The 15,601-nt window shown below is 33.2% G+C and carries 16 protein-coding genes, 1 tRNA gene and 1 riboswitch; of the genes, 12 read left to right on the top strand and 5 right to left on the bottom strand.

All coding sequences use genetic code 11. The annotated features are described in order from the left end of the window. Positions 1–18 precede the first annotated feature (18 nt). From ACFCYN_RS22995 to tsaD, 5 genes are all read left to right on the top strand, one after another. A tRNA-Asp gene (locus ACFCYN_RS22995) sits at positions 19–94 on the top strand. 249 nt (positions 95–343) lie between these two features. Next, positions 344–811 (top strand): tRNA (adenosine(37)-N6)-threonylcarbamoyltransferase complex ATPase subunit type 1 TsaE, encoded by a 468-nt coding sequence (tsaE, locus tag ACFCYN_RS23000; RefSeq protein ID WP_172446690.1) that lies wholly within the window; start codon positions 344–346, stop codon positions 809–811. Next, the gene (gene tsaB, locus ACFCYN_RS23005; protein WP_098172723.1) at positions 792–1,484 is read left to right on the top strand and encodes a tRNA (adenosine(37)-N6)-threonylcarbamoyltransferase complex dimerization subunit type 1 TsaB; all 693 of its coding nucleotides are present in this window, start codon (positions 792–794) and stop codon (positions 1,482–1,484) included. The genes tsaE and tsaB overlap by 20 nt, the downstream gene beginning before the upstream one ends. Before the next feature lie 9 nt (positions 1,485–1,493). Beyond that, positions 1,494–1,946, top strand: a complete 453-nt coding sequence (rimI, locus tag ACFCYN_RS23010) for a ribosomal protein S18-alanine N-acetyltransferase (RefSeq protein WP_172446691.1) — start codon at positions 1,494–1,496, stop codon at positions 1,944–1,946. Next, positions 1,946–2,965 (top strand): tRNA (adenosine(37)-N6)-threonylcarbamoyltransferase complex transferase subunit TsaD, encoded by a 1,020-nt coding sequence (gene tsaD, locus ACFCYN_RS23015; protein WP_172447761.1) that lies wholly within the window; start codon positions 1,946–1,948, stop codon positions 2,963–2,965. Before rimI ends, tsaD begins: the two co-directional genes overlap by 1 nt. A gap of 217 nt (positions 2,966–3,182) precedes the next feature. Here the strand turns inward: tsaD and ACFCYN_RS23020 are convergent, their stop codons facing one another. Then, positions 3,183–5,108 carry an ABC-F family ATP-binding cassette domain-containing protein gene (locus ACFCYN_RS23020; RefSeq protein WP_172446692.1) on the bottom strand — a complete coding sequence of 642 codons (1,926 nt, stop codon included), beginning with the start codon at positions 5,106–5,108 and terminating at the stop codon, positions 3,183–3,185. Positions 5,109–5,269: 161 nt separating this feature from the next. Between ACFCYN_RS23020 and ACFCYN_RS23025 the strand changes: the two genes are divergently transcribed. Further along, a complete protein-coding gene (locus tag ACFCYN_RS23025) occupies positions 5,270–5,896 on the top strand; it encodes a redox-sensing transcriptional repressor Rex (protein WP_098120715.1) in 627 nt (208 codons plus the stop codon). 42 nt (positions 5,897–5,938) lie between these two features. On the opposite strand, the gene ACFCYN_RS23030 is transcribed toward ACFCYN_RS23025, so the two are convergent. Continuing rightward, complete coding sequence (locus ACFCYN_RS23030) at positions 5,939–6,610, bottom strand: CPBP family intramembrane glutamic endopeptidase (protein WP_098120714.1); 672 nt, start codon at positions 6,608–6,610, stop codon at positions 5,939–5,941. Between the two features lie 273 nt (positions 6,611–6,883). On the opposite strand from ACFCYN_RS23030, the gene groES reads away from it, so the two are divergent. Further along, entirely contained in the window at positions 6,884–7,168 is a 285-nt protein-coding gene (gene groES / locus ACFCYN_RS23035; protein WP_098120713.1) for a co-chaperone GroES, read from the top strand. A 58-nt stretch (positions 7,169–7,226) separates the two neighbouring features. Beyond that, positions 7,227–8,852 carry a chaperonin GroEL gene (gene groL, locus ACFCYN_RS23040; RefSeq protein WP_098120712.1) on the top strand — a complete coding sequence of 542 codons (1,626 nt, stop codon included), beginning with the start codon at positions 7,227–7,229 and terminating at the stop codon, positions 8,850–8,852. Positions 8,853–9,802: 950 nt separating this feature from the next. Here groL and ACFCYN_RS23045 read toward each other — a convergent pair. After that, positions 9,803–10,654: an ATP-dependent DNA ligase gene (locus ACFCYN_RS23045; RefSeq protein ID WP_375952038.1), complete on the bottom strand. Its 852-nt coding sequence runs from the start codon at positions 10,652–10,654 to the stop codon at positions 9,803–9,805. A 234-nt stretch (positions 10,655–10,888) separates the two neighbouring features. Between ACFCYN_RS23045 and ACFCYN_RS23050 the strand changes: the two genes are divergently transcribed. Together ACFCYN_RS23050 and ACFCYN_RS23055 are read left to right on the top strand one after the other, a co-directional pair. Beyond that, on the top strand, positions 10,889–11,293 hold the full coding sequence (locus tag ACFCYN_RS23050; RefSeq protein WP_375952040.1) for a hypothetical protein: 405 nt from the start codon (positions 10,889–10,891) through the stop codon (positions 11,291–11,293). Between the two features lie 148 nt (positions 11,294–11,441). After that, entirely contained in the window at positions 11,442–12,200 is a 759-nt protein-coding gene (locus ACFCYN_RS23055; protein WP_172446754.1) for a peptidoglycan recognition protein family protein, read from the top strand. 54 nt (positions 12,201–12,254) lie between these two features. On the opposite strand, the gene ACFCYN_RS23060 is transcribed toward ACFCYN_RS23055, so the two are convergent. Beyond that, on the bottom strand, positions 12,255–12,575 hold the full coding sequence (locus ACFCYN_RS23060) for a DMT family transporter (protein WP_375952042.1): 321 nt from the start codon (positions 12,573–12,575) through the stop codon (positions 12,255–12,257). Continuing rightward, complete coding sequence (locus tag ACFCYN_RS23065; RefSeq protein WP_375952044.1) at positions 12,576–12,923, bottom strand: DMT family transporter; 348 nt, start codon at positions 12,921–12,923, stop codon at positions 12,576–12,578. 187 nt (positions 12,924–13,110) lie between these two features. After that, a riboswitch (purine riboswitch) is annotated at positions 13,111–13,213 on the top strand. Between the two features lie 147 nt (positions 13,214–13,360). On the opposite strand from ACFCYN_RS23065, the gene guaA reads away from it, so the two are divergent. Continuing rightward, positions 13,361–14,896 carry a glutamine-hydrolyzing GMP synthase gene (guaA, locus tag ACFCYN_RS23070; RefSeq protein ID WP_375952046.1) on the top strand — a complete coding sequence of 512 codons (1,536 nt, stop codon included), beginning with the start codon at positions 13,361–13,363 and terminating at the stop codon, positions 14,894–14,896. A gap of 155 nt (positions 14,897–15,051) precedes the next feature. Further along, positions 15,052–15,309 carry a hypothetical protein gene (locus tag ACFCYN_RS23075; protein ID WP_375952048.1) on the top strand — a complete coding sequence of 86 codons (258 nt, stop codon included), beginning with the start codon at positions 15,052–15,054 and terminating at the stop codon, positions 15,307–15,309. Positions 15,310–15,601 lie beyond the last annotated feature (292 nt).

Consider the following 15,601-nt stretch of genomic DNA (forward strand, 5'->3'; position numbering starts at 1 on the left):
TGTCCCCGCAACCAAAATGGTCCCGTGGTGTAGCGGTTAACATGCCTGCCTGTCACGCAGGAGATCGCCGGTTCGATCCCGGTCGGGACCGCCATACATACGATTCTTAAACGAAACAAACAATTGTTTCGTTTTTTTTATTATATGAGAGTTAATGAAGATTATTGAATGAACCATATATTGATTAGTTTGAAGAATTTCTACTTCTAGGTAATATAAAAACAGTAGATTAATTTAAACTATTCTAAAAGGATATTACTGTTTGACATCCGCTTAATGTTTTGAAATGATATAATATGGCAAAGTTAGAAATAGACGAGTTAGAATTTTGGTGGTGAAGTAATTGGAAATTGTTTTACATACAAATACTGAGGAAGAAACTCAAGCAATTGCATTTTTTCTCGGACAACTAGTACAACAAAAAGATGTAATATTATTAGAAGGAGATCTTGGTGCAGGTAAGACAACTTTTACAAAAGGATTTGCGAAAGGTCTTGAAGTAAAAAGAACTGTTAATAGCCCAACTTTTAATATTATAAAAGAATATAAAGGAAGAATCCCTTTATATCATATGGATGTGTACCGCTTAGAAGGTAGTAATGAAGATTTAGGTTTTGATGAGTATTTTATGGGTGAAGGTGTTTGTGTTGTGGAATGGGCTCATTTAATTGAAGATTACTTACCAAATGAATTCTTAAAAATCATAATAACTCATGAAGAAAATGGTAGAATGATTACTTTTATTCCAAATGGAGCAAAGTATGAATTTATTTGTAAGGAGCTAATTAATAATGACCGTTTTAGCAATTGATACTTCTACAAATGTTATGGGGATTAGTCTAATTAAGGACCAATCTGTTATTGGAGAAACGATAACATTTATAAATAAAAATCATTCTGTCCGATTAATGCCAGCCATTAATACATTAATGGAAGAATGCAATATAAAACCTAAGGAACTATCTAAAATAGTTGTCGCAAAAGGACCAGGCTCTTACACTGGAGTGCGCATTGGTGTAACAGTAGCAAAAACATTGGCCTTCACCTTAAATATTCCGATTATAGGCGTTTCAAGTCTGAAAGTACTAGCTGCGAATGGGCGATTTTTTAATGGGTTAGTTTGTCCTATTTTTGATGCAAGGCGTAATTTATTATTTACTGGTCTTTATGATTTCAGAGGGGAACCTACTAATAGTGTTTTAGAGGACTGTAATATTGATCGCAGTTTATGGGTTGAAAAACTTAAATCATATAATGAACAAATTTTATTTATTGGTAATGATGTATCATTACATAAAGAATTTATTATAGAGCACTTAAAAGATCAGGCTGTTTTTGTGAATGCTAGTATGAATAATCAGAGACCAAGTGAACTGTTTACATGTAGTTTAGAAGAAAGTGAAGAATCAGTACACAATTTTTCACCAGAATATTTAAGATTATCAGAAGCAGAAGCTAATTGGCTAGCTAGCCAAGAAAAGTAGGAGGATATTATGATCTCATCGGTTGCTTTTCGGAAAATGAAAGAAGAAGATTTAGAGCAAATAGTGGAAATTGAAAAAAAATCGTTCCCAACACCATGGACATATGATGCATTTTATAATGAACTATATTCAAATCAATTTGCGAACTATTTAGTTGCTCAAGTTGATGAGAAGATAATTGGATATTGTGGATTATGGGTAGTCATTGATGAGGGACATATTACAAATATAGCTATTTTACCGGACTATAGAGGGAAGAGTCTAGGTGAAAAGTTACTTCGAGCAGTAATGGAAACTGCTAAAAACCTTGGAGCAGAAACATTAACATTAGAAGTAAGGGTATCGAATCATGTAGCAATGGGACTGTATCGTAAGCTAGGATTCCAAGACGGTGGGATTCGAAAAAGCTATTATACAGATAATTTTGAGGATGCATTAGTGATGTGGGTGAATTTGAAATGATGAATGAAAATTGTTTAATACTGGCTATAGAGACAAGTTGTGATGAAACCTCAGCAGCTATTATTAAAAATGGAAATGAAATTCTAAGTAATGTAGTAGCAACACAGATCGATATACACAAACGTTTTGGTGGAGTAGTACCTGAAGTTGCTTCACGTTTACATGTTGAGCAAATAACTGTGGTAATTGAAGAAGCAATGGAGCAAGCACAGATTAACTATGAGGATTTAGCTGCCATTGCAGTTACAGAAGGTCCAGGACTAGTAGGTGCATTACTAATTGGAGTAAATGCTGCAAAAGCAATTGCCTTTGCTCATGGATTACCTCTAATAGGTGTTCACCACATTGCAGGTCATATATATGCCAATCAATTAGTACAGCCTTTACTATATCCACTATTAGCTTTAGTAGTTTCTGGTGGGCATACAGAGCTTGTTTATATGAAGGAAGATGGCGTTTTTGAAGTAATAGGAGAAACACGAGACGATGCGGCAGGAGAGGCCTATGATAAGGTTGCTAGAACGCTTAAATTGCCTTATCCAGGTGGTCCACATATCGACCGTCTAGCACAAGAAGGAACTGCAAATATTCCATTTCCTAGAGCTTGGTTAGAAGAAGGTAGTTATGATTTTAGCTTTAGTGGTTTAAAGTCAGCAGTTATTAATTATATGCACAATGCTGAACAAAGAGGTGAGGAAGTATCGCCAGCTGATGTAGCGGCCAGCTTCCAAGCAAGTGTAATTGAAGTAATTGTTTCAAAAACGATTAAAGCTGCAAAAGAATATGATGTAAAACAAGTTTTATTAGCAGGTGGAGTAGCAGCTAATAAAGGATTAAGAGCTTCATTACAAAATGAGATGAATGACTTAAATGATATAGAATTAATTATACCACCATTATCACTTTGTACGGATAATGCAGCGATGATCGGCGCAGCTGCTTTTATCAGATTAAAGCAAGGGAAACTAGGTAATTTGGCACTAAACGGGAACCCTGGCTTAGATTTAGAGAATATGTAAAAAGTACTTATTCACAATTTTTTTAATAAAATGTGGATAAGTACTTTTTCTTTGTTAAAAACTTATTAAACTATGTGCACAAAAATGTGTATAACATTGCTGGTTTTCTGTGGATAATGTGTATAAACCTGTGTAAAAGCTAAATTGTAGCAAATGATATGTGGATAAAAATGTAGATAAGAAAAAACGGATAGCGATCAGCATATCCGTTTAATCATTACTCTTGTAAGTTTTCCCATTCTTCCATTAGGTCTATTAACTTAGCTTCTAAATCATTTTTCTTACTTGTTAATTCCTGTACTAATTGAAAGTCACCGTAAACTTCTGGTTTGCATAGTTCTAGTTCGATTGTTTCTATATCAAGCTCAAATTGCGAGATATTGCTTTCAATCTCCTCAATACGACGCTGAGTTTGACGAAGTTTTTTCTTTAATTCTTTGTCTTGTTGATAATCGGAAACTGGTTGAGATGATTGTTTAACTTGTGTTAACATAACTTCTTTTTCAGCTTGTTCTTTCTCATATGCTTCGTTTTTCTTAAATTGGTAATAGTCATAATCACCTAGATAAATTGATAATCCTTCTTTTGCTAGTTCGAAAGTTTTTGTGGATAATCTGTTCATAAAATAACGATCATGTGATACAAACAAAATAGTCCCAGGATAATCTAATAAAGCATTTTCTAAAACTTCTTTACTATCTAAATCCAAATGGTTGGTAGGCTCATCAAGAATTAGAAAATTAGCTTTTTTCATCATAAGTTTTGCTAATGCTAATCTTGCTTTTTCTCCACCGCTTAAAGAGGTAACGATTTTAGTCACATCATCGCCAGAAAATAAAAAATTCCCTAATATTGTTCGAATTTCTTGTTCAGGCTTTAATGGATAATCATCCCAAAGTTCATCTAATACTCTTTTATTAGATGTAAGCTTAGCTTGCTCCTGGTCATAGTAACCGACCGAAACATTTGCACCAAAATCAATTGTTCCTTGTAATTTATTTAAATCACCAATAATCGTCTTAAGTAATGTCGACTTTCCAACACCATTTGGCCCGACTAATGCAACACTATCTCCTCGGTTCAATACAAACTTCATTGTGTGATCAATTGTAGGGATGCGGTTATATCCAATAAATAAATCTTGTACAGAAAGGACGTCATTTCCACTTTGTTTTTCAATTGCAAATGAAAAATTAGCTGAAGAATCTTCTCCAAGTGGCTTGTCTAATCGAACCATTCTGTCAAGTTGTTTTCTACGACTTTGTGCTCTTTTTGTAGTTGAGGCACGTGCAATATTACGTTGTACAAAATCTTCAAGCTTAGAGATTTCTTCTTGTTGTTTTTCGAACTGCTTAAGCTCTTGTTCATATTGAGCAGCTTTTAAATCAAGATATTTACTATAGTTACCAACAAAACGTTGATGCCTACGATTAGATATTTCATAAACAATATTTACAACTTGATCAAGGAAATATCGATCGTGTGATACAATTAATACCGCACCAGGATAAGATTGTAAATAACGCTCTAACCAACTAAGTGTATCAATATCCAAGTGATTTGTAGGCTCATCCAGTATTAATAAATCAGGCTTTGTTAATAATAATTTACCTAAAGCAAGTCTTGTCTTTTGCCCACCGCTTAACGAAGAAATTTTTGTTTCGTAATCTTCATTACTGAAACCTAAGCCACTAATAATTGAACGAATATCTGCTTCAAACTGATAACCGCCGTTTTCTTTGAATGTATATTGAAGATGATCATATTCATTCATAATCTTGTCATAAACAGACTGATTAGAATAGACTTCTTCTTGAGTCATTTTTACTTCTAATTTTCTCATATTTTCCTGCATCTCAACTAAATGATTAAAAACAGAATAATATTCTTCCCATATCGTTTGATCACTTTGTAATCCAGTATTTTGGGCTAGGTAGCCTACAGTAACGTCCTTAGGCTTATTTATCTCGCCTCCGTCGTAAGACAATTCACCAGCAATTATTTTGAGTAATGTAGATTTTCCAGCACCATTACGACCAACAATCGCAACTCGATCATTCGTTTGAACTTCTAATTTTATATTTGAAAGAATAATGTCACTACCAAAATACTTTGAGACATTATTTACTTGTAAAAGAATCATGGATAACACCTCATTGCAAAATTTTTTATCTGAGTAACTGTAGACTGTCAAAATTCTTAAATATAGTGTATATTTTACATTAGAACAAGTACTTTATAACTAAAGTAAAGCTAAATTACACACCATAGTAAAAAGAATTACAGTAAGTGGGGGATTAAAAAATGGACTCGGAACAAATTAAAATTCCACAAGCTACTGCTAAACGTCTACCTTTATATTACCGTTTTATAAAGAATTTGTCTTTATCAGGTAAACAAAGAGTTTCTTCAGCAGAGTTAAGTGAAGCAGTAAAGGTAGATTCCGCTACGATTAGAAGAGATTTTTCTTATTTTGGAGCACTTGGAAAAAAAGGATATGGATATAACGTAAATTACTTATTAACTTTTTTCTCGAAAGCGCTTAACCAACATGAAGTGATGAAAGTTGCATTAATTGGTGTAGGTAATTTAGGAACTGCATTCTTACACTATAATTTTATAAAAAATAATAATACTAAAATTGAAATGGCATTTGATATTGATCCAAATAAGATTGGAACTGAAATTGGTGGAGTACCTGTTTATAATTTAGATAATTTAGAAGACGTAATGAATGATGATATTCAAATCGTTATTTTAACTGTACCTGCACCTGTAGCTCAATCAATTGCAGATCGATTAAATGGAAAAAATATAAGAGGAATCTTAAATTTTACTCCTGCTCGAATTAGTGTACCAGAACATATTCGTATTCATCATATAGACCTAGCGGTTGAACTACAAACATTGGCATATTTTTTACAACAATAAATTTAGATTAATTTAAAAACCCCCAAATTATTGGGGGTTTCTTTAATGTAAATTTAACTGCTGAAAAACTACAAATGTGTTCATTAACATGTGTGTTAAAATTGGAACGATAATTGAATTTGTACGTTTGTATAAATAACAAAATACGAAACCAATTAGGAAGTAAGATAAAAAGAATGGTAAGTCGCCATGCATAAACGAAAATATTGCTGAACTAATCCCAGCAGAAATAATAAATGGTAAGCGATTATAAAGTCTTTTGAAAATGATTCGGCGGAAAATTATCTCTTCTAATATCGGTGCTACTAGACTTGGTATAATAATAAATGCAGGATTCAGTTTAGCGATATTTAAGATATTTTGAGTATTTTCGGAGCCTGTATGTAAATTGAATACATAAATTAAAATGATATTACACACAATTTGAGTTGCCATCGTAATGAAGTAACCTAAAATTACCCAATTTAATATTGTACGATAGTTATGCTTAAAATTCTTCATTCCTTCAAAAATGGGCTTATGTAATAAAATCAGTATAATAATTAAACCAGTTATGAAGCTAATACAACTCCATAAGGCCACCGCTTCAAGAGAAGCCGTTTTCTTTTCCACTCCAGCGTATAAATTACTATTTAATAAATAGGGAACCCCAAATGCCGCCGAATATTGAATAACAGCATAAGTTAAGATAATCAATAAATCTCTAGTTTTCAATAAGATAGCTCCTTTGTGTTGATATTTTTCATAACCCAAAGGTTGATAACAACATGTACATTATTTTACTCGTTTCTTTAGTTTCTTAAAAGAAATTTTCGTTTTTTATTTTACATTTAATTGTAAAGATAAAACTTAATATATTTCGACAAGAAAAGTGCCTGCTTCAGACTTGCAAAATTTTTTAATATTATTTAAACTATTAATTGTGTTAGCACTCAATATTAATGAGTGCTAAAAAATAATGATTTGATTATTGAGGAGGTATTACACATGTTAAAGCCATTAGGTGATCGTGTTGTAATTGAGCTTGTTGAGTCTGAAGAAAAAACTGCTAGCGGTATCGTGTTACCAGGTAGTGCACAAGAAAAGCCACAAGAAGGCAAAGTTGTTGCAGTAGGTACTGGACGTGTACTTGAAAATGGTGAGCGCATTGCTTTAGAAGTATCTGTAGGTGACCGCATTATCTTCTCTAAATACTCAGGTACAGAAGTTAAGTACGGTGGTACTGAATACCTAGTACTTCGTGAAAACGATATTCTTGCAATCATAGGTTAATAAAATAAAATACTTAAATTAAAAAATAAATTTTTTAAATTATAAGGAGGTCATTTCAATGGCTAAGGACATTAGATTTGGTGAAGAAGCTCGTCGCGCAATGTTACGTGGTGTAGACGCTTTAGCTGATGCTGTAAAAGTAACATTAGGACCAAAAGGACGTAACGTAGTTCTTGAGAAAAAATTCGGTTCTCCATTAATTACAAATGATGGTGTTACTATCGCAAAAGAAATCGAATTAGAAGATGCATTCGAAAACATGGGTGCAAAATTAGTTGCAGAAGTTGCTAGCAAAACGAACGAGATTGCTGGGGACGGTACAACTACTGCGACAGTTTTAGCGCAAGCTATGATTCGTGAAGGTCTTAAAAACGTAACTGCTGGTGCAAACCCAATGGGTATCCGTAAAGGTATCGAAAAAGCAGTTGCTGTAGCAATTGAAGAATTAAAAACAATCTCTAAACCAATTGAAGGTAAAGAGTCAATCGCTCAAGTTGCTGCAATTTCTTCAGCAGATCCAGAAGTTGGACAATTAATCGCTGAAGCAATGGAGCGCGTTGGTAACGACGGTGTTATTACACTTGAAGAATCTAAAGGCTTCACAACTGAATTAGAAGTAGTAGAAGGTATGCAATTTGACCGCGGATACTCTTCACCATACATGGTTACAAATTCAGAGAAAATGGTTGCTGAATTAGAAAACCCATATATCTTAATTACAGATAAAAAAGTAACAAATATTCAAGAAATCTTACCGGTACTTGAACAAGTTGTTCAACAAGGTAAGCCACTATTAATCATTGCTGAAGATGTTGAAGGTGAAGCACAAGCAACAATCATCGTAAACAAATTACGTGGTACATTCAACGCAGTTACTGTTAAAGCTCCTGGCTTTGGTGACCGTCGTAAAGCAATGTTAGAAGACATCGCAATCTTAACTGGCGGTGAAGTGATTACAGAAGAATTAGGATTAGATCTTAAAACAACTAACATCACTCAATTAGGTCGCGCTTCAAAAGTTGTAGTAACAAAAGAAAACACTACAATCGTTGAAGGTGCTGGTGAAACAGCATCGATCCAACAACGTATCGGTGTAATCCGTGCTCAATTAGAAGAAACTACTTCTGAATTCGATCGCGAAAAATTACAAGAGCGTTTAGCTAAATTAGCTGGCGGTGTAGCAGTAATCAAAGTTGGTGCTGCAACTGAAACTGAATTAAAAGAACGCAAATTACGTATTGAAGATGCATTAAACTCTACACGTGCTGCAGTTGAAGAAGGTATTGTAGCTGGTGGTGGTACTGCATTAATGAGCGTATACAATAAAGTAGCTGCAATTGAAGCAGAAGGTGACATTGCGACTGGTATCAACATCGTATTACGTGCACTTGAATCTCCAGTTCGTCAAATCGCTACAAACGCTGGTCTAGAAGGATCAGTAATCATTGAAAAATTAAAAGGTGCGGAAGTTGGCGTTGGTTTCAATGCTGCTAACGGACAATGGGTAAACATGATTGAAGAAGGAATCGTTGACCCAACTAAAGTTACACGTTCTGCACTTCAAAACGCAGCATCTGTTTCAGCTATGTTCTTAACAACTGAAGCAGTAGTAGCTGACATCCCTGAGAAAAATGCTCCAGCAATGCCTGACATGGGTATGGGCGGCATGGGCGGCATGATGTAATAAGTCGCCTCACATTTTTGTGATGCTGTTACAATATCAATTAAAATAACCACTTCCTAAATGGAAGTGGTTTTTTAATTTGAAAGAAAAAAAAGATAATAAAGTTTAAAGCTTACTTTATACCATATTGAACCTCAATGATAAAAATACTTTTAATTTATATTACCTTCCTACTATTTTCCATTAACCAATATAGTAAATTCAGAATATATTAAGTAGAGGACAAGCTAATAGAAATGAGGGGATAAGATAGACGAAATTAAGGAATTACAGGAAAAAATTGCAGATATCAAGGAACGTTTAGCCGTTGCAGAAAGTACAATTTAGAAAAGTTGAACAAAAAATTGAGAGAATTGAAAGTAACACTAGTTGGACTATACGTTTAATAATAGGAGCAATTATTATGGCGGTAATCAGAATCACTCTTAAAGGCGGTATTTAATATTTAAAGTAACATCGTCATACTCTCTCCTTTGGTAAATGTAATTAATAATAGACTACACTTCGTGGTTAACTATATAGATGACATACTAAAATAAAGTAAAAAACCTGGTACTTAAAAGGTTTTTTATTTTTAGATAATGCTATGGTCTTAATTTTAGGCGTACATGGGCGGAAATAATCCTAATAAATTAGGAAAAAAAGGTAATGTAAATAAAACTAAGGTATTATTGACTAAATATTGTACAAATATGTATATTTAAACTTAATACAAGTAGAAATATATTGTTGATAGAGTACACTCTATTAAATAATTTTAAGGATGATTTAGATGAATATTGGTTTATTTAGAGGTTGCCTTTTTGGTCTTTTATTTTCTATACCATTTTGGATATTTATACTTTGGCTTTTATTTAAATAGACTGATATAAAAAAGCCCCTTTAAGTTGTAAAAGTGACTAATACTTTCTACTTTAAAGGGGATCACTAGGTATTTATTTTGATTTGTTTTAAACAATAAAGTCATGGAAAATAGGTTCAATTAATTCTCCGTTATTTAATTGCCCTCTACTTTTTATCACGCATCGAACAAAAGGTTCTACATAAATATAATTTTTATCTTCTCCAGTTTTTATATGCTTAGTTATACTAAAGAAGGCCGTTTTCTGACCAGTATTCATTCCGAATTCTACTAGACCCACGTTTACAAATTCACCATTTATGGCTTCAGAGATTAATAATCCCATTCCTTGTTTTTTATATCCTGTTATATAGTAATTACCATATCGCCAGTTAATAATTTTTAGCCAACTTAGAGATCGGTGTGCTGGTATATAAGTAGAGTCCTTAGATTTAGCTACAATACCTTCTAGTCCAAGTGTTTTAATTTGTTCAAAAAACATTGTTCCTTCAGATTCAATATAAAAACTCTTTTTAATCGAATCCTGATCAACTAGGGTTTTTGAAAGGATATTCTTTCGATAGGATAATGGTTCTTTTATTAAATTTTTATTTTTATGACGTAAAATATCAAAAGCAATATATGTTAATGGAAATTGCTTACTTCCTTGCAATATTTTATTCTCTTGAATAAAGCTTACTCGATTGGTTACCGCTTCGAAATCTTCCTTTCCGTCGCAATAACAAACTAATACACCGTCTAAGTAACAATCATCTAAGTCGATATTTTCGAGTTCAGGAATTCTTTCTGTGATCTCGGTACCATTTCGATTAAAAAGTTTATTCTTTCCATCCTGTCTTTCAAGCATTACTCGAACACCATTTGATTTCAATTCAAAATAATGATTATCTGAGTCAAATGGTTTATCAGCATTTTGTAATAGCATCGGTTCAATAAACATTTATCTGTTCGCTATCATGATTGTTGCTTTTCAACATAATCAAGATTCCTTTCTTTTTAGAGTTTGATATATATAAAATAACATACGTATTTCATTCACTATATAGCCATTTAGTCGGGTTATTTTTAGACTTATAATTGTTAATTTACTTTTAAATCAAATGTATTTCAAGTCATAACTCGTCTATTTTCACAATAAGATAAAATATCTTCTTTTGAAAAGTGGTGTTATGAAATGGGGAGGAAAAATAATTTCAAAATAACAGAACCAATGTTGAATGAGTATTATGATTTAAGTCAAAAGAAAAAGGATATTGAAAATCAGTTAGAAGAACTACAAAAAGTATTTCATGGTTATTTTGATCACCAAGTTGGAACGAATGAAAAAGGTGAAATAATCGTTAATAATTTAAAGCTAGAACGAATTATAAGAAAAAGAGAAAAATTTGATGAGGAGATGACAGTTAATAAGTTAGAAGAATTAAATCTTTCTGATTTAATTCAAATTGTAAAAAGACCAGATGGAGATAAAATTAAGTCCGCGATCAATTTAGGGCTATTAAATGAAAAAGATTTAGACGGTTGTATAACGATTAACTCTTCTCAAGCTATTTATGTGAAACCACTAAAGACTAAATAAATTTTCTAAAACAAGGAGAGCACTTAATTGCTCTCCTTTAATTTTGTAACGATTTTCCTATTTTAGAATACTGTATTAATATACATGTCCAAGTAATCCGAGCGGTGTTAATTGGACATGCATAAACAATAGAAAGGAGAGCTAACATTTGGCATATTGGAGAAATGATTTTATTTCAATGAACAAGTATACTAGGCCGTCAATAAAGTTAAAAGGTGTTAAAAAAATTGTAATACATTGGACTGCAAATCCTGGAGCGAGTGCACAAAGCCATCAAAGATATTTTAACGGGAGCGCTATAAAGAATAAAACTTATGCATCAGCTCATATATTTGTCGATTCTAAAGAGGCAATTTGTATTATTCCGCTTGATGAAGTCGCGTACCATGCGAATGATCACTACGAAAGAAATAGTAGTGGTGGCGTATATAGAGGTGTGCCTGAATTAGCACCGAACGCAAATAAACTTTCAATCGGTGTTGAAATGTGTTTAGAAAAAGACGGTACTGTTTCACAATATACCATTACACGAGCGGTTCGAGTAGTTGCTGAGTTGTGTAAGATGTTTAAATTAGATGCTAATGATATTGTAAGGCACTATGATATTACACATAAACCATGTCCAAAAACCTTCATAGACCACCCTGAGCGTTTTAACGAGTTTAAAGCACAAGTTAACGCTGTATTAAATCCTCCGAAACAACAAGCGGACTCTATTCCGTATCCTGGTATTTTAAATATGGGCTCAAAAGGTGAGTCTGTAAAACACGTACAACAAAAACTCAATATAACTGCAGATGGAATATTTGGTCCTGTTACAGAAAGTGCAGTTAAAAAATTTCAAGCAAGTAATGGACTAGTTGTTGATGGAATTGTTGGGAAAAATACTTGGAGCAAACTATTTTAATCTTTAAAATGGAAGAAAAAACCCCTAATTCGCATGTCGAAAAGGGATTTTTTTTTAATGAGGAGAAATGATTTTTAAACCGACAACAGATCCAATTACTAATGTAATAAAAAAGAGACGCTTCCGTTCACGTGATTCATTAAAAAATAACATGCCAATCAAAACAGAGCCGGCAGCACCTATTCCTGTCCAAATCGTATAGCCGGTTCCAACGGGAATGACTTTTAAAGCTTTTGATAATAAGTAAAAACTAGTCCATCCAGATAAGATACATAAAATGGAGTAATTAAGTTTTTTAAAGTTATTTGATAGCTTCATAAAAATTACAAATCCAACTTCACCTAAACCTGCTATAAATAGAAATAACCAAGCCATTTATGCTGCATCTCCTTTTTTCGTTTTTTTATCATTTGAAGTCAATTTTAAGCCAACAATACCACTTAATAATGTAATAACTAGAATGATTTTTAACGTAGATGCTGCTTCATCTAAAAATAACATTCCAATGATGACCGTTCCAGCAGCTCCAATTCCTGTAAACACTGCATAAGCAGTTCCGATTGGAATCTCTCTAACTGCTTTTGAAAATAAATAAAAACTAAATACAATTCCAGCGATTGTAAGGATCGTTGGGATTACATTCGTAAATCCATCTGAGTATTTAAGACCAAAAGCCCAAGCGATCTCGGACATACCAGCTATAACTAAGTAAATCCAATTCATTAAAAATTCCCCCCTTTTATAGCTAAAAGACACTCTACGTGCAACGAAACTACCTACCGTTCGTTAGTTAAAATGTACACTATAATCATATTCATGACAAGTTGTACCATTTACCAATAAATTTTATTTTTTTATGAGATGAAATACCTTGACCGAAAAATTACATGTGTTAGAATGAGACAATAATACAATATTCGTCATTATTCTTCATATATCCTCGACAATACGGGTCGAGAGTCTCTACCGGGGCACCGTAACATGCCCTGACTATGAAGGCAGTCTGACTATGTTAAGCATAAGTCTGATTTTCTGCCTTCTTATACGTATTTTTTCGTATGTAAATAGAGGAGAAAATCGGCTTTTTTTATTTTTTTTGGGAAAAATAGTATCAGTTTAACTGATACGTTAATTCAATATATATAGATGGGGTGACCGTTTTGCAACAACATGACACAATTGTAGTACTAGATTTTGGAAGTCAATATAACCAACTTATAGCACGCCGTATCCGTGAATTCGGTGTTTATAGTGAATTACGTCCTCATACAATTACTGCAGAGGAAATTAAACAAATGGGTGCAAAAGGGATTGTATTCTCTGGTGGACCAAATAGCGTATATGGTGAAAATGCTTTTTTCTGTGACGAAGCTATTTTCGATTTAGAAATCCCTATTTTAGGTATTTGCTACGGTATGCAATTAATGACACAACATTTTGGTGGAACAGTTGCTAAAGCTGACAATCGTGAATACGGTAAAGCTGAATTAAATATTCAAAATCCGTCTGCATTATTAAAAGACTTGCCGACAGATCACGTAGTTTGGATGAGCCATGGTGATAAAGTAACTCAACAACCAGAAGGATTCGTTGTAGATGCTACTAGTGCTTCATGTCCAATCGCAGCAATGAGTAATGAAGCTAGAAAAATGTACGGTGTACAATTCCATCCAGAAGTTCGTCACTCTGAATACGGTAATGATCTATTAAAGAACTTCGTTTTCAATATTTGCGAATGTGAAGCAAACTGGTCAATGAAAAACTATATTGAAGTTGAACTAGAAAATATTCGTAATACAGTTGGTGACAAAAAGGTACTTTGTGCACTTAGTGGTGGTGTAGATTCATCAGTTGTTGCTGTATTAATTCATAAAGCAATCGGTGATCAATTAACATGTATCTTCGTTGACCATGGTTTATTACGTAAAGATGAAGCAGAAGGCGTTATGAAGACGTTTAGCGAAGGCTTCCACATGAACGTAATTAAAGTAGATGCAAAAGAGCGTTTCTTAAGCAAACTTGCTGGCGTATCTGACCCAGAACAAAAACGTAAAATTATCGGTAATGAATTCATTTATGTATTCGATGATGAAGCGGCTAGATTAGAAGGTATGGATTTCTTAGCTCAAGGAACACTTTATACAGATATCATTGAGAGCGGTACTGCTACAGCTCAAACAATCAAATCACATCATAATGTAGGTGGATTACCTGAAGACATGCAATTCACTTTAATCGAACCTTTAAACGCATTATTTAAAGATGAAGTACGTGCAGTTGGTACTGAATTAGGTATTCCAGATGCAATCGTTTGGAGACAACCATTCCCAGGACCAGGTTTAGGAATTCGAGTATTAGGCGAAATTACTGATCAAAAACTGGAAATCGTACGTGAATCAGATGCAATTTTACGCGAAGAAATTGCATTAGCTGGTTTAGATAAAGAAATTTGGCAATATTTCACTGTATTACCTGACATCCGTAGTGTTGGAGTAATGGGTGACGAGCGTACGTATGACTACACTGTAGGTATTCGTGCAGTAACATCTATTGATGGAATGACTGCTGACTGGGCACGTGTTGATTGGGATGTACTTCAAAAGATCTCAACTCGTATTGTAAATGAAGTTAAACATGTAAACCGTATCGTTTATGATATAACTAGTAAGCCACCTGCAACGATTGAGTGGGAATAATAAGAAAAAGCCATAAACCTTTATGATAAAAGGTTTATGGCTTTTTTATTTTAGATTGATACCAATTTGACTCCATTTTGTAACATTTAGCTGGAACACAGTACCATCTTCTATGTTAATTTTATAGTACCAAAAATTTCAAATAGAGGTACATTGTGGTATTAAATAAGATGTTTAAACATGGAATATTAATTGTTTTATCTTCAACAATCATCGCAACAAGTACATTACCAGCATTTGCTCAAGCAGAGGAAACAATAAATGAATTTGAAACCGATAATAAGAATGATGAAATGGTATTAACCCAGGAAGAAATAGGAATGATTATGAATAATGTTCCTAAAAATGCAATTGATCCACAGCAACGGAATATAATTACCTCTATAGCTAAGAAAGTTGCAGTAAATGCATAAAGATATTCAGGTACATGGTTAGAAGGTAAACTTGCAAAAAAAATTGGTAAAACACAAGCTGAAAAAGTTTCTAAAAGTTTCTATAAAATTGCAAGCTATATTGAAAAAGTACAAAAGATTCAAGAAACTGGTATTGCAAGTATATTAATTAATGGTGGTGTACCATCTGATGTAGCAATTGCAACTGCTAAATATATAGTTATACTATTTGGATTATAAAAAGGTACCTTTACTTGGGAGGGATGGAAAATGCATAAATTATTGAAAATATGGATTCGTATCCCTAGATTAG

It is taken from the genome of Gottfriedia sp. NPDC056225 (assembly GCF_042267765.1).
Lineage (GTDB): Bacteria > Bacillota > Bacilli > Bacillales > Bacillaceae_G > Gottfriedia.